General features: G+C 63.0%; 14 protein-coding genes. 12 read left to right on the forward strand and 2 right to left on the reverse strand.

All coding sequences use genetic code 11. From position 1 onward, the window contains the following. Positions 1-122 precede the first annotated feature (122 nt). The 11 genes from NHL51_RS01175 (at position 123) to NHL51_RS01225 (ending at position 16,183) form a co-directional block, all read left to right on the forward strand. Positions 123-539 (forward strand): M23 family metallopeptidase, encoded by a 417-nt coding sequence (locus NHL51_RS01175; RefSeq protein WP_434141149.1) that lies wholly within the window; start codon positions 123-125, stop codon positions 537-539. Between the two features lie 117 nt (positions 540-656). Continuing rightward, positions 657-923: a hypothetical protein gene (locus NHL51_RS01180; RefSeq protein ID WP_434141150.1), complete on the forward strand. Its 267-nt coding sequence runs from the start codon at positions 657-659 to the stop codon at positions 921-923. Next, the gene (locus tag NHL51_RS01185; RefSeq protein WP_434141151.1) at positions 924-2,123 is read left to right on the forward strand and encodes a hypothetical protein; all 1,200 of its coding nucleotides are present in this window, start codon (positions 924-926) and stop codon (positions 2,121-2,123) included. After that, complete coding sequence (locus NHL51_RS01190; RefSeq protein WP_434141152.1) at positions 2,120-3,613, forward strand: SCO6880 family protein; 1,494 nt, start codon at positions 2,120-2,122, stop codon at positions 3,611-3,613. Before NHL51_RS01185 ends, NHL51_RS01190 begins: the two co-directional genes overlap by 4 nt. Positions 3,614-3,624: 11 nt before the next feature. Next, entirely contained in the window at positions 3,625-5,097 is a 1,473-nt protein-coding gene (locus tag NHL51_RS01195; RefSeq protein WP_434141153.1) for a hypothetical protein, read from the forward strand. Further along, on the forward strand, positions 5,094-5,576 hold the full coding sequence (locus NHL51_RS01200) for a hypothetical protein (RefSeq protein WP_434141154.1): 483 nt from the start codon (positions 5,094-5,096) through the stop codon (positions 5,574-5,576). Before NHL51_RS01195 ends, NHL51_RS01200 begins: the two co-directional genes overlap by 4 nt. A 13-nt stretch (positions 5,577-5,589) precedes the next feature. After that, complete coding sequence (locus tag NHL51_RS01205) at positions 5,590-7,386, forward strand: type IV secretory system conjugative DNA transfer family protein (protein ID WP_434141156.1); 1,797 nt, start codon at positions 5,590-5,592, stop codon at positions 7,384-7,386. A 587-nt stretch (positions 7,387-7,973) separates the two neighbouring features. Next, entirely contained in the window at positions 7,974-8,561 is a 588-nt protein-coding gene (locus NHL51_RS01210) for a hypothetical protein (protein WP_434141158.1), read from the forward strand. After that, positions 8,489-13,420 carry a helicase gene (locus NHL51_RS01215; protein ID WP_434141160.1) on the forward strand — a complete coding sequence of 1,644 codons (4,932 nt, stop codon included), beginning with the start codon at positions 8,489-8,491 and terminating at the stop codon, positions 13,418-13,420. The genes NHL51_RS01210 and NHL51_RS01215 overlap by 73 nt, the downstream gene beginning before the upstream one ends. 96 nt (positions 13,421-13,516) lie before the next feature. Further along, positions 13,517-13,960: a hypothetical protein gene (locus NHL51_RS01220; protein ID WP_434141162.1), complete on the forward strand. Its 444-nt coding sequence runs from the start codon at positions 13,517-13,519 to the stop codon at positions 13,958-13,960. An 846-nt stretch (positions 13,961-14,806) separates the two neighbouring features. Next, entirely contained in the window at positions 14,807-16,183 is a 1,377-nt protein-coding gene (locus tag NHL51_RS01225; RefSeq protein WP_434141164.1) for a Fic family protein, read from the forward strand. 4 nt (positions 16,184-16,187) lie between these two features. Here NHL51_RS01225 and mobF read toward each other — a convergent pair whose 3' ends face one another. Continuing rightward, positions 16,188-19,856, reverse strand: a complete 3,669-nt coding sequence (mobF, locus tag NHL51_RS01230) for a MobF family relaxase (protein WP_434141166.1) — start codon at positions 19,854-19,856, stop codon at positions 16,188-16,190. Positions 19,857-20,008: 152 nt separating this feature from the next. On the opposite strand from mobF, the gene NHL51_RS01235 reads away from it, so the two are divergent. After that, entirely contained in the window at positions 20,009-20,152 is a 144-nt protein-coding gene (locus NHL51_RS01235) for a hypothetical protein (RefSeq protein WP_434141168.1), read from the forward strand. 454 nt (positions 20,153-20,606) lie between these two features. Here NHL51_RS01235 and NHL51_RS01240 read toward each other — a convergent pair whose 3' ends face one another. Continuing rightward, positions 20,607-20,969 (reverse strand): hypothetical protein, encoded by a 363-nt coding sequence (locus NHL51_RS01240; RefSeq protein WP_434141170.1) that lies wholly within the window; start codon positions 20,967-20,969, stop codon positions 20,607-20,609. Positions 20,970-20,977: the final 8 nt, after the last annotated feature.

Below are 20,977 nucleotides of genomic sequence, written 5' to 3' on the forward strand. Positions count from 1 at the left end.
CCGGCGCCGGGCTCGCGTCGATACTCGCTGCGGTGACAGGTGAAGAAGATGGACTCGTGCTCGGCCCTCCGTCGGGAGATGATGGGCCCGTTGGTCCAAACGGGTGGGCTTGGCCTTCGCACATGAGAGGAATCTCCCAAGGGTTTCATGACGGCTTCAGTATCGACCTCGTCTCAGCGACGGGCGGCGCACTGTATTCGCCATACGACGGCGTGGTGATGAAAGCCGGAAGCGACGGAGGCGGCATTCCCGGCGTGTGTATGGCGAACCCGGGCTGGTGGCGGGGCGACAACTCGACGGTCATCATTCGGCACGAGTACCAGGGGCTCACCATGTTCAGTTCTCACAACCACGTCGCGCCGGGTTCGCCGGCCTCAGTGGGGGTTGCTGAAGGGATGGCGGTTCGGGCGGGGCAGACAGTCGCGCTGTCCGGGATGAGCGGGTGTACCAGCGGCCCCCATACGCACTTCACGCTCGCGTCGACGAACCGCAACTACAATCCGGATATCAACCCGTATCCGTACATCGGAAGTCCTTAGAACAGAGAATTCCGGGGGTAGCCGGCCAAAGCCGGCTACCCCCGGTTCTTTGTGTCCGGTGTGCGCGGTGTGTCGCTTCTGTCAGGTGACGCAACGTCCCTTACGGAAGGAAACAGCATGCCGGATATTCAGCCGGATTTCAGTGCGCCGGGTTCATCGGCGATCATCCAGATTGTCTCGTGGGCGCTCGGCCTCGGCCTGATCGTTACGTTCCTCGCTCTGATCGGGTGCGCGGTCGGACTCGCGTTTAAGGGGTTCGGTAATCAGGGCATTCAGCAGGCCGCATCCAAGGCAATCATGTGGCTGGCACTGGGCGTTGCCGCGTTGGGCAGCGCGTCGGGAATCTGGCAGTTCCTCGTCGGTTTCGACCTGGGGATCGCCTAGATGATTGCCTGGGCGGAGTCCCCGAAGGTCGATTTCGATTGCGGTTTCGCCGACATCCTTTGTGCGGCGACTGAATCGCAAGCGAACTGGATGGTGGACGTCATCAACTGGCTCGCCGAGGCCGTTCTGGAGGATGAAGGACTCCGTCCAGGCGATTCACTGTGGTCCGCTGTCACGAGTGAAGCCGGCCTCTGGCTGGGGATGAGCATCTTCGTCATGTTCATCACCTTTATCGTCGGCGTAGCCGCGGGTGCAGTGATGCAGAGACCGGAACTGATCAAGCGAAGTCTGATCAGTACGGCGCTGTCGCTGCCAGCGTTCTACTTCGCATTCTTCATCGTCGGTGAAGGGCTCCGCGTGATCGATGAGTTCACCGGAGGTCTGTTGACTCGCCTGGTGGGAGAGGACGGGTTCGCTGCTCTCATCGAGGCGCTGTTCGAGGGAGACGTGAAACTTGGGGTAGTCGGCGCGATGGTGTCACCGCCGATTGGGCGGATGATGGTGGTCATCGTTCTGATGGCGATAGGGATGGTCTTGATCGCGGTCGCGATGGCGTTTCGGGACTTTGCGCTGATGATCCTGATCACGTTCGCGCCACTCGCGTTTGTCCTGATGCCGGCGAAGGGCCTCGACGACGTGTGGTCGAAACGGTGGGTGAGCGCAGTAACGGCAATGGCTCTCGCGAAACCACTGATTTACGGTGTGCTGATTCTCACGATGGCCGGGTTTCGGGAAGTCGAAACGGTCTGGTCGTTCAAAGGGCTCACACTGGGGATCGGGTTCATCATGGCAGCCTTCATGCCCATCGCAGTGTATGGATTCTTCCAGTTCATGGATGGCGGCAGCGGGGGCGATCAGATCGGCCAGCGCGCAGGAAGCATGGCGACGCAGAAGGCTCAACAAACCACGAGTGTGCTCGGCCGCGCGGGGGCGAAGGCCGGCCACACGATCGGGCGCGGGGCGAGTAAGGCCCCCGGTGGACGGGCGGCAGGCGGCGGAGGCCAAAGAAACGGGAACGGTTCGACCCCTGCCGCGACTCAACCGAACGCGGAGAGTCAGGCGCCGAAGCCGGCTCGTCCCGGGGCCGGGCCGGCCTCGTCCGGGAGGATGCCTGAAAGTGGAGCGAAGCCGCCGAGCTCTGCTCCTCGGCCGCCCGCTGCTCCACGTTCCCCGCAGGTGCCCAAGGAACCGAAACGATGAGCGAGAACCGGGTGAAGTTTGCCCGTTTGCCATCTCAAGGCGTGGTCGGAGGAATTGACGGACCTGGGTTCACGGCATTGTCGATCGCCGTCGGTGTCGGCGCAATCGCGGTGATGGGCGAGGGATTCCTGGGTCTCCTATCAGTGGTCCCGTTCTCCGGACCGCTTGCGGCGCTCGGGATGGTGCGCAGGCATGGGCAGTCGCTCGTGACGCATGTGCTTCGTGAAGCAGGAGGAATGATGCGCAAAGCAGTAGGCGCGAACAAGTACCGGGCGCGACCGGAGAAGAAGAAAGTCACGCCCGTGTCGGCATTGGATCTTCCGGGTCGGGAAGGCCGGCTGCATCTGTTCGAGACGGATTCGGGTGCAGTCGTGGTGTGGGATGCGCGCGCGGCGACCGCGACCGTGTGTTGCGTTGTGGCAACACTCGGCATGGGGATGCCTCAGAAAGATACCCCGTCGACGTTGTCGGAGAACGACCGAGACGGGCTCATCTTCGAATGGTCGAAAGTGCTGGGATCGTTCACTCAGAAGGAACACATCAAACGCATCACCCTCCTGGAGCAGGTGCGTCCGGGGACGGTCGCTGCCGAACAGCGATACTTTGCGGAACATCGGCAGGGTCGTGACGGTGGAGCCTCAGAGTCCTATGCGCAGTCGCTCGACCACGCAGCGGAAGCGGTGGTGCGTCATACGTCGATGATCGCGATCACGTTCAACCTGTCAGGAGAAGCTCGCGCTCTGGTCAAGGGCGAGCGCAGCGAGAAGGCAGGCATGCTGAAGCTCGCGGAGCTCGAGATGTCAACGACTGAAGAGGCGCTCCACAACGCGGGGTTCACGCGGACAATGTGGATGAATGCGCGCGAGTGGGGTGCCTGGGGACGGTCCTTGATCGACCCCGCATCGCAATCAGGGGTGGACGCACGTCTGGGGACGGAATGGGAAGGTGTGGACCCGCAGTCGGCGGCACCGATGGTGATGAACGACAACCGGACCAGTGTGGAGACCGATTCCGGGTGGCATCGCACGTACTGGATTCAGGAGTGGCCCCGGTATGAGACGTTCCCCGGGTTCATGTCTCGTCTGGTGTTCGCGAAGCAGCAGTCGGGGAAGCCGGTACGGCAAACGTTCATGCTCGTGGGCACTCCGGTGCAGATCGGCGAGGCGATGAAGAAGATCGAGGAGCAGAAGCGTACGTGGATCACGAACCAGGGCATCCGAGAAAAATCGGGGAAGCCGCAGACCGCGGCCGACGTCGCTGACTGGCATGCGCTCGAGCAGCAGGAGGCGGACCTTACTGCAGGCCAGGGCGAGGTGCGTTTCTCCGCATTCCTGACCGTTACGGCGACAGATCCCGAAGTGCTGGAGCAGGAATCTGCCTCGATTCGGAACGCGTGCTCGGCGACCGGTTTGGAGCCAAGGTCGATGCCGTGGCAGCAGGCGGAAGCGCTCATGAATGTCGCATTTCCGTGCGGCCTCGGGATGAAGTAGGAGGACGAAGGATGGCGAAGAAACTCCTTACGCTGGAGCAGTCGGGGCTTTCTCGGCAGGAACGCAAACGGCTCAAGAGGATCTACGCGGACGCGTTGCGAGACGACGACCAGGTAGTCAAGGAGGAAGTTGAGAAGCTTCCGATCCTTGCTCCGATGCAGTTCCAGCCCGGGTTCTGGACGTTTCCGATTCGGCGCCCGTGGCATCGTGCAACGGGGTACCAGTTGGCGGCGGCAAACACCTTCGCGGCTGCGGATGTGCACGATGCTGCCGGGCCGGTCATCGGGATAGACAAGAACAGTGGGCGCGCATTCACGCTTGACCCGTGGGAGCTGTATTTGCGTGGGCTTGTTTCGTCCCCGAACATGCTGATTCAGGGGTCGCTGCGGCAGGGTAAATCGTTCTTCATCAAGCGGTTGGTGACACTGCTTGTGGAGTTTGGAAGGCTCGCGATCAACACGTCGGACTCGAAGGGGGAACACGGCGTCGTCGCTGAGGAGATCGGTGGCGCAACGTTCAAGATGGGCGTTTTCGGGAGCCAGATCAGGTTGAATGCGCTGGATGCTCCGGAGCAGCGTGCTGATGAGAGCGACCATGACTACCGTGCCCGTTCGAAAGCGGGACGTACAGCGGTACTGCAGAAGATTGCGGGTCTTCTCACGCCAGGCGAGCGTCCGATCACTGCGCGTGAGTCGACGATTCTGGATTGGGCCGTCGACGAGGTCGTGTCGGAGACGAACGACCGACCGACGATCCGGGCGGTCTGGGAGAAGATCGGGTCCCCGGCACTGTTGGAGTACGGCAACGGATACTTCGAGCGCGGCGATGCACGCGACTTGATCGATGGTCTGCGCCGTCTGGTGCATGGAGACCTCGGGGGCATGTTCGACACCGACTCATCGGTGCGACTCGATCCTGACTCCCCGTATACGGTGATCGACACTTTCGCGATCGCGCAACGCGGTGACCAAGCCTTGGGCGTTACGCAGGCGGTCACGAATGCGTGGGTGCAGAACACGATCTCCAACAAGAGCGCCGGACGCCGGTACTTCCTCATTCGTGAGGAAGGGTGGGCGGACATGCGCACGAAAGCGGCGCTCGAAGAGCACCGCGCGCAGCTGAAACTCTCCGGTGAGTACGGAGTCGCGATGGTTCTTATCGTGCACGAGGGCGGCGACTTTGACGCGGTCGGTGCAGAGGGGTCGCAGGAGCGGGAGCTCGCGAAGTCCCTGCTTCGCGGATACGCGAACCGGGTGAGTTTCTACCAGAACGAAGAGACCTTGAAGGATGCGGTGGCGAGACAGATGTTCACCCGGGCTGAGGCGGACGCGATCGGTTCGCTTCGCCGTGGCGAGTTCCTGGTGAAGATGAAATCTGGCTCCTATGTCGTCGACGGGAACCCGTTGTCGACGCAGTGGGAACGAGACCTGTTCGACACGGACAGGCAGATGCGGGAGCGCAAGAAGGAGGCGGTAGCCGCATGAGCGGTGTAAGCGAGCTATATCGGGACTTTAAGCATGGACTTGGGACGGCCCCTGGACCAGAGGATCCGTTATTCGAAGACGCTTGGGGGCTCTACCTCGACGTGACGAACCTTGTGGCCGCCAGGCTCACCGAACCTCAGCTGGGTGGAGGTTTGGGCGCCGCTGATCGTGTCGGGGTGTTCCTGGCCTGGGCCGAACCGTCACGGCGACTCTGCGAGGGAATGCCGCTGCGTGTGCCCTCTCCTGCATATCGCAGCCTGAAAGCCACTGGCAGGTACTTAGAACGCACGCTGCACCTGGGGGAGTTGGGAGAGTTCCTGAGGCTCGCAGCTCCGTTCGTCAACGACTTCAGCGGGTATGCGACTGATCAGCTGGGCCGGCAGGCGCGCCCGGTACGAGATGAATTCTCGTTCACCGCACGCGCGGGCGCACTCATGGCCGAGTCCGTAAACCGTATGGTCCCCGGAATCGACGACTAGTAAGGAACGTTTCATGCACCCCAAGTGGTCCTGGAGTACTTTGCCGTGGCAAGCTGCTATTGCGTTGGTCATCGTGCTCTGCATGTCGATGCTGCTGCTTCCGCAGCTGGCTGTACTCGCGATGACGGCCCCGGGCCGGTTCGGCGGGGAGGATCGTCTCTCTCTCGGAGCCGTGCTCGGACTGTGGGGGAAACTTGACCCGACAACAGTGACTGGGGCGAATGTTCCAGGGATTGTCCATTGGGCGCTTCTGTGCGCGGTGTTCGGGGCGGCTACAGCACTCGCGACCGTGTGGGTAGTGACCTGGCGGCGCCATAAGAAGGATCCGCAACGCAAAGTGGGGCTTGCGTCGCTCAAGGATGTAGCTCGCGAGCTCGCCACGAAACAGCTCGTGGAGAAACGTGGACCAAATCTGCGCCCCATGATCGAAGCTACTCACTTGCGGCCGTCCGATTGTGGCTATCGAGTCGGGTCCTTCTGGGGCATCGACCTGTGGATCAGGATCGAGGATCCGACTATCGTGATTGGTCCGTCTCGGTCAGGGAAGGGGTTCTTCCTGATACTGAACTGGATTCTCTCGGCACCAGGCGCGCTCATCAATACGTCCTCGAAGCTCGACAATGCTCAATGGACGATGCGCGAGCGTGAGCGGATGGGTTCGAAGACCTGGATCCTCGCCCCGGGAGTTCCTGGCGGTGACGGGTTCGAGAACGTGCTTCGTTGGGACCCCATTCCGGGCTGTACCGACGAGGAGGTGCTGCTGCGTCGAGTGAAGGGGTATGTCCCGGGCGATGCGTTCTCGGGCTCCACCTCGAATGGTGGACATTGGGACACGATCGGTCAGCAGCTCGCCGGTGCTCTCTTCCACGGGGCGGCATGCGCCGGTGTGGGCGTGGACCGAGTATGGGACTGGGTGACCTCGCCGTCCCGGGCGACTGAGGCCGTGGCGGCAATCAGGGAGCACCCTGACGGCATGCCTGAGTACGCTCGTCTCTTGGAGACAGCGATCAACACGCCCCCGGAACAACGGGCCTCAACTTGGGGAACGCTCCCCACGTCCCTCGCGTTTCTGGAGTCCCGGGCCGGCCGAAAGTGGCTACTTCCACAGGATGGAAACCAGTTCGACCCCGTGGCATTCGTGCTCGAAAAGCAAACGGCGTACTTCGTCGGCGACAAGCAGGCATCGGGAGGATACACACGCATCATCGATGGCCTGTTCGCGGAACTCGACTATGTGAGCAAGGGCATCGCGGATGCTTCTCCGGGAGGCCGCGTAGATCCACCCGTCAGCTACATACTCGATGAGCTGGGGAACTTCGAGTACCCCGGCCTGTACGAACTCATCACCGCAGGTGGCGGCCGCGGTCGCATCGTGGTGGCTGTGTTCCAGTCCAAGGAACAGCTCTCCCAATGGGGCTCCGAGAACGCGAGAACCATGTGGGACGCGGCCGTTGCCAAGATCGTGCTTCCCGGCGGAAGCGACGAAGAAGAACTCGCCCGACTCTCCAGACTGATCGGCGAACTCTGGGTGAAACGTGAATCGCATTCCTGGGGAGGCGGTCCCGCCTCGATCCAGGTGAGTGAGGAGAAACGGCTGGTGCTGGAGCCCCAGGAGATCCGCGAGATGGAAGGCGGGTACGGGCTCCTGTTCTACCGAAACCTGAAGCCCCTTGTTCCCAAGCTGCAGCCGTTCACCAAGAACCCCGCATACGACCGCTGCAAAGCAGACGCGCAGGTGGTGGCTACACAGTTGCGGGAGCAGTCGCCGTTCGCGGACCAGTTGCAGCAGTGGACTCGTCATCGTGCGTGAGCTGAGCCCGTGGGCGAGGAGATCAGAGGGCCGCAATCGCGCCCGAGAGTTCTACGCCACCTATATCGCATCTCCAGCCTGGTATCGCCGCCGGGTGCGGTGGGCTGAAGAGGAGCTCGAGCGCATCAGGCCGGCCCGGATTATGTGTCTGGGTGGATGTGGACGGGACTGGCGAGTGTCCCGCGATGACATGCATCATTCTTCCTACGCGCGTCTCGGCGATGAGGACCACGAAGATCTATGGCCGCTGTGTAGGACGTGCCATGACCTGCTGCATCATCTGCTCGATTCTTCGCGGTCATGGCGCCGACTCGACCGGTGGGTGGCCAATCAGCAGGCGATTCTGGTCGTGCAGGATCGGCACCGTAAAGGGCCGGAAGAGCATCGGTCGGCGGATCTTCGGCATTATCTGTAGCTTGCGCCTGTCGCGTGTGAGGTGCGCGTTCCCACTCATCTGGAGGTATCGCCTTCAGCTACGTCGGAAGTGGGGACCAGAATGGCTCGTAGGAGTACGAAACGATCGATTCCTGATACGCAGTTAGCGTTCGACCTATGGGGCGAATTCGAGACGACGAAGGCGGAACCACATGAGCGACCACGAAACCCTGACCCATCTCCAGAGCTCCTGGCCGGGGACGGAGGACTATTTGCAGCGGGTTGGTCAGGTGACGAACGATCTGATGGTGCTGCGCGAGCTTCGGGAACGGGAGAGCTACGAGGCGAGCCTGACCTGGTTGGACCGTCTCGGGTACGACCTGAGCGACGTGACGGCGGTCCCAACGGGGATGCAGGTGCTCCGGTTTCTGTACGGCCGGCGCATCGTGGTGAAAGCAGCCATGCAGCTGCCGGTGCTGCAGGAGCTTCAGCAGGAGCTCGACGCGGAGGAGACGGATCGGGACGTGCGGGAGGACCAGACGCTCGAACTTCCGTCGGCGGAGGACGCTCAACTCTGGGCGGTGCCCGAGCTGCAGCGCAAGCTGATCGCGTGGGCACTGGAAACGGCGCAGCGTCACGGGTTCGAGAAGCAGTTGACGGTGGCACAAGCGGTGATGCTGCTGAACGTCGTGTCGATGCTCGAAGCGGAGCCGGGCATGAGTCCCGAGTGGGCGGCGGAGTCGCTGCGGTCCGTACTCTCGAGCGGCTTGTTCGAGAAGGACGAGAACCCTCAGAGGTAGAGCGCGCCGAACTGCAGAAGTTCCCCGGCTGGGGTGCATCTCCGGAGCTGTTCGACCCGAAGTCGAACAAGTACGCGGCAGATCGTGAAGCGCTGCAGGAAATCTGGACCGATCGCGAGTGGGCGGCCGCGCGCCGGACCGTGCTGAACGCGCATTACACGCATCCGCGGTATGTCACGGCCATGTGGGCGATGCTCGACCGCCTCGGCGTGCCAGCCGATGCTCACGTGCTCGAGCCTGGGTGCGGCACCGGCAATTTCATCGGGCAGGCCCGGGCTGGCCAGCGGGTGACCGGTGTCGAGCTCGACCCGACTACTGCCGGTATTGCGCAGATGCTGCATCCGGCCGCGACGGTCAGGAACGAATCGTTCGCGGAGACGGTGCTCGATCACGACGGCTACGACGCGACGATCGGGAATGTCCCGTTCTCGCAGACCCGCCTGTACGATCCGGCCTACAACCCCGAGGGATTGAGCCTTCACAACCATTTCATCGTGAAGGCGCTCCGGCAGACGAAACCCGGGGGGATTGTCGCGGTGATGACTTCGCGGTGGACTCTCGACGCGAAGGCGGAGCGGGCACGCCGCGAAATCGCGAAGCACGGTGAGCTCCTGGGCGCGGTGCGCATGCCGAAGGGGGCGCATGGCGAGATTGCCGGCACTGACGCGCTGGTCGACGTGATTGTGCTGCGCCGACGCACAGGGCCGGCCCCTGAGGAGCCGCCGACATGGCTCGGCACGGTACCCGTCGACGGCGCAGCCGGCACCGCGTCCATGAACGCATACTTCGCTGACCACCCGGACATGGTGCTCGGCGAGACCGGCACACGGCTCGGCCAATACGGCCCGGAGCTCACGGTGACAGCAGCGGACCCGTCTGCGGAAGTGGTGGGCCCGGAGCTTGCGGCCGCGCTGGACCGGATCGCCGATGTAGCGATCGGGGAGGGCCGGACGTGGAATGCCGCGGGGCAGATCGTCACTGACCGGCCGGTCGCGCGCGTCGTGCAGGATCCTGACTCGATTGTGGGGCACATCAGCGTCGACGAGTCAGGCTCGCTCGTGCAGATGGGGATGGAAGGCCTGGAGCCGGTGCAGGTGCCGAAAAACGCGGTGCGGGAGCTGACGCACCTGGTGCGTTTGCGCGATGCTGCGGTGCAGCTGCTCGAAGCGGAGGCCGCGACGGGCGACGACACGACAGCGATCGGCGAACTGCGAACCGAACTCAACGACGTGTACGACCGGTACGTAGCCGCATTCGGGCCTCTCGGCCGCGTATCCGTGACAGTGAAAGAGCGTCCCGGGAAAGACGCGCTCATCACGCGCCGCTACCCGGCAGCGATCCGGGCGCTGCGCCAGGACCCGCACTATGCGACCGTTGTTGCGCTCGAACGCTACAACGAGGACACCGGTGAAGCGCGCAAAGCGACGATATTCCGGGAGCGCGTCGTCGGCGTTACATCCGTGGTCGATCGCGTGGAGAGTCCTGAGGATGCGATCCGTGTGTCGCTCGATCGTGTCGGCTTCGTCGATGTTCCACTCGTTGCGGAGCTCCTGGACGTCGACGAGGCGTCGGTTCCGGCACGACTCGGCGATCTCGTGTTCCTCAGCCCGGACGATGAACAGAGCTACATTCCGGCGGAAGAATTCTTGTCCGGCAACGTTCGGGCGAAGCGTCGCCAGGTGCGTGAGCTCGCGGCCGGCGACGCGACATTCCAGCGCCACTTGGACGCTCTCGAACAGGTGATTCCCGAGGAGGTCGGCCCGGCTGAGATCGACGTGAAGCTCGGCGCTTCATGGGTTCCCGTCGATGACGTGTCAGCTTTCCTCGAGCATGCTCTGAAGAAGGAAGTCAAAGCGATCGAACGTATCGACGGCGAGTACAAGTTCAGCATTGTCGGGAAGGTGGCGCCGTCAGCGGAGGCGCGCTGGTCGGTGCAGGGCGATCACGTGTCGTGGAGCGCACAGAAGGTCGTCTCTCGTGTGCTCAACGGCGACCGGCTGGAGATTCGCTATAAGCCCGATGCGGACGGCCCCTACCTGGTAGATCAGGCCGGCACGGAAGCACTGCAGGAGCGCGCGACCGAGTTGCACGACGCTTTCCAGGACTGGTTGTGGAGCGACGCGGAACGGGTGGAGCGCCTGCAAGAGCGATACAACGATCTCTACAACGGCATCGTGCTGCGCAGCTACGACGGGGTCGAGCTGAGCTTCCCCGGTAAGGCGGCGACGTTCACGCCTCGCCCACATCAGCATGCGGCAGTCGCTCGCATGCTGGCGGAGCCAGCGGCAGGACTGTTCCATGAAGTCGGCGCGGGGAAAACGGCCGAGATGGTGCTTGGCGTGATGGAACTGAAGCGGCTCGGGATGGCACAGAAGCCGGCGATCATCGTTCCCAACCAGATGTTGGAGCAGTTCACCCGCGAGTTCAAGCAGATCTACCCGCGCGCGAAAGTGCTGTCTGCAGGCAGCGGCGACATCGCGACGTCGGGGAGCCGTGACGGACGAGCGCTGTTCGCGGCCCGGGCGCGCACGGGCGATTGGGATGCCGTGATTCTGACCCATGCCGCGTTCGGGAAGATCGGCCTAGGCGAGTCCCGTGCGGCATATGCGACTCAGCGGCTCGAGGAACTGCAGCTGGTGCATCAGCAGAAGCTCGCTTCATCGCTGTCGGAGCGGTCCGTGAAGAAGCTCGAGACGGAGCTCGCCCGGCAGGAAGAGAAGCTGCAGGAGATGCTCGACCTCAAGCACGACGAGGGCGTCTACTGGGAGGACACGGGCATCGACTACCTCTGCATCGACGAAGCGCACCTGTTCAAGAACCTGGCAGTGCAGACGAAGGTCGCAGATCTCTCGAAGGATGGCGGCTCGCAGCGTGCGACTGACCTCGATATGAAGCTCTGGTACCACCGCGAGCACCGCGGCCAATCCCGAGTGGCGACGCTCGCGACTGCGACGCCGCTGCCGAACTCGATGATCGAGATGTATGTGATGATGCGCTATCTGCGACCGGACCTGCTCAAGGAAGCCGAGATCGCGACTGCGGATGACTGGGCGCGCCAGTTCACCGAGCAAGTCACGGCAGTGGAAGCCGTCGTGGAAGGCTCCGGGTTCCAAGTGAAGACCCGCACCGCGAAGTTCCGGAACGTGCCCGAACTCTTGCGGTTGTGGCATGTGCCGGGTGACGTGAAAACACAGGCCGACCTCGGGCTGCCGGTGCCGGAGCTCGTGGTGAACTCCGAGGGGGTCCGTGCGCCAGAGATGGTGGTCGTGCCGGCGACGGCCGCGCAGGAGGCCGGCATGGCCGACCTGATGGAGCGCGGTAAGGCAGTCCGAGACGGGAGCGTGCAGCCCGAGGACGACAACATGCTGAAGATCACGTCGAACGGGCGCGCGATCGCCCTCGACGCACGCCTGATGGGGCTGCCCGGGCCGGAAAGCCATGAGCTCACGAAGCTCGACGCTGTCGCAGCGAAAGTGTACGAAATCTGGGATGAAAACCGCGATCGCGAATACCTCGACGAATGGGGCGAAGTATCCGCTACGAAGGGCGCATTCCAGATCGTGTTTGCCGATCTGGGCACTCCGTCATCTGATGGTCGTTGGAACGCATACGACTATCTGCGAGAGGAACTCGTGCAGCGCGGCATGCCGGCCGCGCAGGTTCGATTCATCCACGAAGCGGGGAACGACCAAGCGAAGGCAGAGTTGTTCCAGCAGTGCCGTGACGGTCGAGTACAGGTGCTCGTGGGGTCGACGGAGAAGATGGGGGTCGGCACGAACGTGCAGGCGCGCGCGATCGCACTCCACCACGTCGACGCACCCTGGCGGCCAGCGGACGTGACGCAGCGCGAAGGACGCGAGATCCGGCAAGGAAACCAGAACGCCGAGGTGCATCTATTCCGGTACGCCACCGAAGGGTCGTTCGACTCGTACATGTGGGGCACCCTCGCACGCAAGGCGGCGTTCATTGAACAGGTGCTGTCCGGGCGTCTCGATGTCCGGGAGGTCGACAACTCGACAGAAATGGCTCTGCAGTTCGCGGAGATGCAGGCCGTCACCGCAGGCGACATGCGCATCCTCGAGGTCGCGAACCTGAGAAACGAGACACAGAAACTTTCGCGGCAGTTACGCGGCCATCAGCGGAAGATCGGGTCGATCGAAGCGCGCAGAATGGCGCTCGAACAAGGAGCCGGCGTTACCGAGCACGACATGAGGGTGCTGGAGAAGTTGGCGCCGAAGGTCGTTGAAACCCGTGGCGATCTCTTCGTCGGGAGTGTGAAGTCGACGTCGTGGGCGGACTCGCCCACCTTCCGAGAACGGAAGGAATTCGGCGAAGCATTCCGGTCGACGCTGTCGCGCGCCCGAGAGAACATCGGCTACTTCGGCACGCACAACGCCAGCTACCCGGCACCACTGAAGGTGACCGTCTCCGTGGCGGGGCTGGACTGGGATGCGAAGCTGCGCTGGAACGCGCTCGACAAGAACGATCCATGGCTCGAGTTCGTGCCCGGGCCCACGATCCAGGCGATGCAGTACAAGATGCTGTGGTCGCGAGCAATGAGCGGCGAACTCTCTGCGCTATCGCAAGGGTTTGAATCGCGAGCACGGTCGCTGCCGGACACGATCACGGAGCATTCGGGCCAGCTCGAATCCGCGAGGCGAGAGGTTGCAGAACTTCGCGAGTTGGAGCAGGAGCCGTGGCCGAGGCAGTCGGAGCTCAGTGAGAAGCAAGCCCGGTTGGCTGAAGTTCTCGGCGAACTTGAGCGTGAAGCATCAGCTGCCGCGCCAGAGCCGCCGGCACAAGCCGCTCATCGCGCCCAGCAGGCTCCTGTGACTCCGCCGCCAACGCCCAGCATGTGAGTAATGCGAGATGAACACCACGTGACTGCTATTCCGGAGGTAGGCTCGCGGAGCTTATGCTGAGAGCGGGCCGGAACGCTGAGAATGGAGCTTTGGGTGACGGTGTTTGATAAGGCTGACTGGCATGCGGGCGGCGAGTTTCCCGCGGAACTTCCAGCCTCAGCCGCTGCTACTCACATCGGCATGTTCCTGGCATGGTGCGCCCAATCGGGTCTTATGCGCGACAAGGTTTTGACCAGCCATCTGGCCGCGTTGCACTCGAGGACGCTCACACCCGGCACCTTCGTACTCACGGCCGCGGACGGCGTGCTCAGCACTGACCTACTCAGCGGAGAGGGCGTGGCATTCGCCAGCGCCTACTATGGTCTGCCGGGGGATGAGCTGGAAGAGGCCTCATATGAAGACGACTACGTTGATGTGTTCCTGGACGATGGTGAGACGATCTACCATGTCCCAGACACGTGGAGCTCGTTCGATAGGATTTCGCCGGTGATCGATCTCAGATATTCCCAGATGCGAGGTCGGCTGCTCTTCCCATGAGCTCTACTCCCTCGGCGGACCGGCAAGAGTTCCGTGTACATAGCAGCTCTCTGACCGAGCTGACGCCCAGCTGACGAATACCTTATCGCCCTCTGCGAGGCGGAGGCCGTGCTGTGTGGCAGCGAGCCAGCGCACGCTGCCATCGTGTTCGATGTGGATCAGCGCGCGCTGCTGGGCGTCCTCACCGTGAACCATCCCAGCGTGATCCGTTGCGATGACAATGCCTGAGGCGGAGTGGCAGCTCGATCGATCCCGAGCCGCGCGGAAGGCAGGCCAGAGAAATGTCGCGGGCAAGCCCAGTAGTACTGGAATCAGGAGAGCCGCCCACATCGCTGAAGGTTCCCCCGTCATTCCCAATGTGATTGCGCCCGTCGCGGTGAGGAGGACGATTGCGATGAGGAAAATGACGCGTGCCCGCCGCCCTGGGCGCGGGAAACACGGCTCACTCTGCTGCCGCAGCACCCCCGCCGGCGGGGCGCCGTTTGTTGTCATGAAGACAGCTAGAGTGCCCGGGGGTTGAAGGCCGAGGGTGATCGAAGCATCCATGCTTTCATGGTCGTTGACGGGCATGACCAACCGGTTAACGACTCCAGACCGGGTTCCTGGAACACTACGGAAGTAGACGACTACTGACATGAGAGCTTGCGCTCAAGTGGATTCGAGTCATGCATGGGGTCCTGGGTTTCTGGAGAGTGGCGTCGAAGCACCGTTGGTCGGTCCGGAGTCGAAAACCAGCGAGTGGATGCCTGATGAGGCTAGGTGGTATACCGAGTGCACGGTGGGGATCCCTGCTAACATTGCGTCAATTTCCCCGCGATGCAACTTTAGAGGTCTAAAGTTGCATGCATGAGTAGCTTTGTGGAGCGGTACTGGGAGCCGGCGTCGACGTTCGGTCTGTCTCGGCGCGACCAGGCCGGGGGAACGTACCGTGCGTTCGTCCCGGGCCTCCTGGGGAAGCAAGGTCCATCGGTCAGTGTCGCAGCCTTCTCCGCGATCGCTGACGCGCAAAGCGCGGTCTCCCGGGCTGACGGAATCGTCGGTGAATCCGGGCTGTACCTGAACCACCTCCTCTTGCGTTCTGAGAGCATTGCTTCGTCGCTCATCGAGGGGCACGTGATTTCGGCAAAGAAGCTTGCGGTGGCCGATGTGCTGGGGCGGGGCAAAGAGAACGCGGTCGCGGTGCTGCGGAACTTGCGTGCGATGGAGTACGCGATCGACGTTGTGGCTCAGAAGTGGAATCTGGAGCTCGAGGACTTGGTGGAGCTGCAGCGAACGATCGCCCCGGACCTTGCCCCCGGGTTTCGTGACCAGCAGAACTGGATCGGCGGCGGCTACTCGCCGCTGACGGCATCGTTCGTGCCTCCGCCCGAGGACCAGGTCATCCCGCTCTTGGAGGATCTGCTCGTGTACGTGAACGAGAGCGAGCACCCGCCGCTCCTGAAGGCGGCAATCGCGCACGCCCAGTTCGAAACGATCCACCCGTTCGTCGATGGGAACGGGCGCACTGGCCGCGCCCTCATCCACACGATCCTGAAACGAGATGGCATCACAGACCGGGCCGTACTGCCCATCAGCACGGTGTTCTCCACGGCGAAGGACCACTACATCGCCGGACTGACCGCGTTCCGGGAGAACCCCCCGCAACTGGATCTGTGGGTGCGTGAGTTCGGGGCGTCAGCGGTGCGAGCCGCCGCGAACGTCATCCAGTTGAAGGAACGAGCGGACGAGCTGGACGCGATCTTGGCGGAGCGTCATCACGCCTGGCGCTCCAAGCAGGGGATCTCAGCGGCTCCCCGCGCAGGATCCACGGTGGAGCGCGTCAGACGTGATCTGACGGCCCAGCCAGTTGTGACGATCGGAACGGTGACGACTCGATACGAGGTCACGCGGCCGGCCGCTGAGCGCGCCCTCCAGGAGCTCGCCGACGCCGGCGTTGTGAGCGTGAGCAAGAACCACCGCGGCGTCCCCGCAGCGTACGTGTCGGACGAGCACCTGAATCTCGTGACACTGACCGAACGCAGCAACAAGGCGGGGGGCTGGGACACCGCAAACGAGGCGACCGCGTCTCGGCTGGCCGTCCCGGAGACACCCCTGCGGTGGACATCGGACGTGCGCTCCACTCCGCACAGTGCCAAGAACCCCTGGGATGGTTCGTGGCCGCACGCGCAGGGTGGCCAGGGCCCGATGGGCCCTGGCCACCACGGTCCCAGCTACGGGATATAATCGTCTAGCTGAGACGCGGCCCCTGCTGCGGGGCGATCTGTTCGTACTGGGGCACCGTGTGCACGGTGGTGTACTCCACGGCCGGTTGGGTGCGGAGCGCGGCCGCGGCGATCTGTCGATCGCGTTCGCGGTTGCGTGCGTTCTCGTGACTCCGGCCGAGCGCCTCATCGGAATCGACACCATAGAGATCTCGGTAGCAGGCAACCACAACTCCCCGTTTACGCCACTCAGCTTCGTCGCCAGGGTGTACCGGACCGAGCTCTTCGACCCACGGTGCGCCTGCCGCAACGGCCCGATCGAGAACGAACTCGGCACGTAGCTGAATGGCTGTTTCGCGGTCCCGCAGCGCCCGCATCGTGTCAGAGTCGGTGAAGTTCGGGGAACGTTCGATGAGTCCGGCTAGCAATGGCTCATCGGCCGAGGATGTAGACGCAGTGCTCTCCAGGTGCGCGGCCAGGCGGTAGTGGAGAACGGCGAGCACATCTCGGGCGCTGCCAGTTTCGCGGTCGCCCAATAGATCTGAGACGGTCTCCGGGATGTCTTTTCCGGCCAATTCGACACGGCGTAGATTCGCCAGCACTGGTCCCAGGTAGGGCGATTCCGGTGCATCTGCTTCGACCAGTCCGAGCTGTTGCAGAGTCGGGAGATATTCACGCTCGAGTTGGTCAGCGGTGATGGTGTGATATTCGGCGACGAGTTGGCGGAGCGAGCCAATCCGCTCTGCTTCATCGTGGAGGGTGTCGTGCGCGGCGATGTCGCCGCCTCGGTTCAGTACGACGTGGTCGAGCGTTTCTCGCCAGGTGCGCGACATTCCTGTCGCCGCGCTGTCGCCGAGCTGGTCTCCTTCGTCGATCACGACATAGGCGCGGTTCGAGAGTTTGCCGCGCGTCATGGCGACATAGAATGTCTCGCGCGACGCGGACGAATCTATGATTGCGTGAGCGGTGTCGACTGTACGGCCCTGTGACCGGTGTGCGGTTGTCGCGTACGCCAACTGCACATGGTCACGACAGAAAGACGCTGGCAGCGTCACCTGTTCGTCGCCGGATGAAGCGACAATGTCGCCTGTCGCCGCGTCGACGTGGGTGACGATCCATTCGTCGTTGTTTTTGACCCAGCGGTCGTGGTCAGTTCGCAGCGCGCGAGCGTTCTGCCTAGTCACGATCCGGTCGCCTGGGGACGCGACGCCGGAGGCGATTGTCGCTTCTCGTGTCGCATCGACGTGTCCTTGCTCGATGCGCCAGTCGCGAGCAATGTCGTTGAGACGTTCGACGACATCATTCGTGGGAGCGATGAGGAGCGACGTGAGCGTGTCGCCATCGGCGCCCCGTGTCGCTTCGTCCTGTTTCCATGCATCGACGGCTTGCATGACGATGCTCTCATCGAGCCCCCACGAGATGCGGCCGTGCTCGAGGTACGGATCGAGGCCGGCGGTCTTTCCGAGGCGGAGGAGCTTGGACGCGTCCCCTTCCCAGCCAGCCTTGAACCGGTGCAGGTTGACGAGCTCTGCGACGTCTGCCCGGTCGTTCGCGAGGAGTCCGAAAGCACCGCCGGCGTCGATGGCGGCAAGCTGCGCCCAGTCACCCACAAGGAGCAACTTCGCTCCGGCCTGCTGGGCTTGGTCGCGGAGTCGATCGAGGGCGATGGTGCCGGCGATGGACGCTTCGTCGACGATCATCAAGTCGCCGGCCTTGAGCCGGTAATCGAAGCCGTCCTTCACATCAGTGCCTTGCGACGTTTCGTGGAGCCACTTGACGGTGTTCTCGGTTTGGATGCCGAGTGAATCCGCGAGCACTTCGGCAGCGCGGGCAGTCGGGGCGAGGCCACGGACACTGCCGCTACCGTGCTGCCGCTCCCAGATCTCGCGAAGCTTCTCGAGGCTGGTGGTCTTGCCTGCGCCGGCGGGGCCCACGAGTACGTCGACAGCGCGGCCGCTGAGCACGAGGTTTTCGACGGCCGCGGCCTGGTCCGAGGAGAGGATGCGCTGTTCTGCGCCAGTCGGGGCAAAGAGGAGCTCGTCAACGAGAGCGTGGTCGACGCGGGCGCCGGCAGTGGTGCGGCCGGCCTCGAGCAACCGTTCTTCCGCATCCCAGACTTCACGGGTCGTATAGAGGTCGCGCACCTGCGGATGGAACTGGCTTTCACCGTCGACGGTGCGAAACCGCCGCGGCGTATGCAACGGGTTCTTGGGGGTCAGCGGGACCGCCTGGGCGAGGACCTGGTCGACCACCTGCTGCACGGCGAGGTCACGGTCTTCAGGGGACCGGAACCTCCATCCTGCGATCGCGCGTAGCGCTGCGGTTTCGGCGTTTCGTTTCCCCCATGTAGACCGTGACTCGGAAAGGGTGTGGAGCACGAAGGCTGCAGCTTGCTGTGCTGCTTCATGGTCAACGTCATCGTGGCGGAATGACCATAACGGGAGGTCGTTCTTACGAGCCGCGCCGGCATCGCGGAGACGGTCGGCGAACAGAAACGAGTCGCCGATATGCTGCCGCGCACGATCGCGCCATGAATGCGTGAGCTCGCGCAGCGTGCGGTGCTTTTTCGCTTGCCGCGTGCAAAGGGTTGCGCGCTGCCGGATCTTGATGATCTCGCGGGCGGAGGGCTGCTTGCCGGCCGCTTTCACATACTCCTGGATCTGCCGATCCTTCTCTCGCTGGATCGCCCGAGACCTGGTGGAGTACTCGCGATTCAGAGCTGATGGAACACCAGCGATCTGCCACTTCACGGACCCCGCACTCACGCCTTGGTCGAGTGCAAATTGCTGCCGGGATGCAGGGGAATCGGCACGCTGGCTCGTAGTGAGCCATTCACGGTACTTCTGAGGGGCTTCGAGTACTTGGTCGACGGTCCATTCGAGGCCGAACCGGGCGCTGAGCTCGTCCATGAGTACGCCGTCGTAGAACTCGCTCGCGGTGGACGCTCCGGGGAAGAGGCTGCCGCGAGAGTCGATCGTGCGCCAGCGGCCGTCTTCGCCCTGGACGCGGTTCGAGACGAGCATATGGGTGTGCAGCTGGGGGTCGCCGTCGCGGGAGTCCCAATGGTCGAACAATGCGGCGGTAATGCCGCGGACATGGGTCTGCGCGATCCCGTCGACGCCGGTGCGCGTGCGGATGATGTCTCCCTCGAGCTTGTCGATCGTGGCTTGGATTGCGGCATGGTGGGCTTGCCGTATCTCGTCCTTGAGATCGGGGTCGGCGAGCGCCCACCAGGCGCTCACGCTTTTCGGAGGGCTGAAGACGAACTCGAACCCGGAAACGCTCTGCTTCTCCGGGGTATCCATGACTTCTTGCCGGATTCGGTCGCCGAGATGTTGGAACTCTGCAGAGGAGAGTGCCTGGTTCGCCGGATCGGCCGCTGCTTCAGCAATACGGGTGACGACTCGTTCCTCGATCGTGCGCGGGGTAGCGAACTTTCTTCCGATCGAAGCGCCGGTGATTGGGTGGACGCCTTCACCGAAGAGCGCACTGAGCTGCTCTTCCTCAACAGAGTCGTTCGAGGCCAGACCGAGGCCGGTGAGGCCGGTGCCGGCCCACATGCCGGGCGGGGTGCCGTTCGCCATGTAATAGGCGGCTTTGCCTTCCGCCCGGTCGAGCGTGTGCTCGGTCGCGACAGTACCCATGAGGTATCCCCACGCATTCCGGGTTGCGCCGATCAACGTCACCGTCAGCATTTCTGCTCCCATTCTTCACGGCCCAATTGAGGATCCACCGTTCTCGTGGCCTGCTTTGCCATTGTTCGCGGAGCATGTCCGCTTCGGTCCTTGCCTCGCACCGCGCATTCAGAGGGAGACACCCCTCTATTGCGACAGGAGAGAAGGCCGAAATGTTTGGACTGGACTTCAAGGATTGGATCGACATCGTCACCGCGATTATCGAATACGGACCGAAGGCGCGGGACCTGGTCACCTGGTGCCGACTCGCAGTTCATGAACGTCATGCGCGCAGGAGAGACGAAGACAAGGTCTAGCATTTGCGACTCCGGTCTGCACGGCGACGGCACGAATCACCACAGTAGATCCGTCGACGTGTCGCGCCCTCGGGGAGCACATTGCCGCACCATGCGCAGTGCGTTGAAGAGAGATCTGACGTTGCGCGGTGCGCACGTTTCCGGCAAGCGGATGAGCAGAAACGATGCTCGACGGTAGATGCCTGGAACTTTGTATTGCAGTCATCCGCGGCGCACGTCGATAGTAGGAGCTGCTCGAGGCGGTCATTCAGGGCGGCCCGCGCCTGCTCGACGAGCCGACGGCACTGACTACTGCAGTACCGGCGCTGCCTCGTCGGAGTGAAGAACGACTCGCTGCAGCCCGGACGTTCGCAAGTAACATGCCAGCCGATCTCTTGCTCTGCAGGCTTCGCAGGGTGAGCGATACCGCGACCACGGCGTAGACCCGCCTCGAACTGCCTCTGACTCCTGGACTTCATCGGAGATCGGCTTCACTGATGCTGACTTCAAGATCGAGGCCAGCGGCGTCGAAGCGGCTCTGAGCTCGAACGAAATCATGTTCTGCCAAGACGTAAGTGACGCCGTCGGACCCAAACTTCGCGAATGCGTTTTCGAGCCTGTGCAGGAGAGACCGGATTGCATCGATGCGTGCATCAGTGGTGATGAGGTCTGCCTCAATAGCGCCGGCCGACGCCCACGCTGTGAGAGCTTCTTCGCGCGTCCCGTACGGGCGGCTCACTAAGGGCCGGCCGGTGACTTCGTCAATGTCGTCGAACTGCACACGATGGCACTCGACGGGGTGAGCTTCGATCTGAATCAGAGTGGTAGGGAACGTCATGATGGTGT

The sequence above is a fragment of the Leucobacter sp. gxy201 genome (assembly GCF_051043335.1).
Lineage (GTDB): Bacteria > Actinomycetota > Actinomycetes > Actinomycetales > Microbacteriaceae > Leucobacter.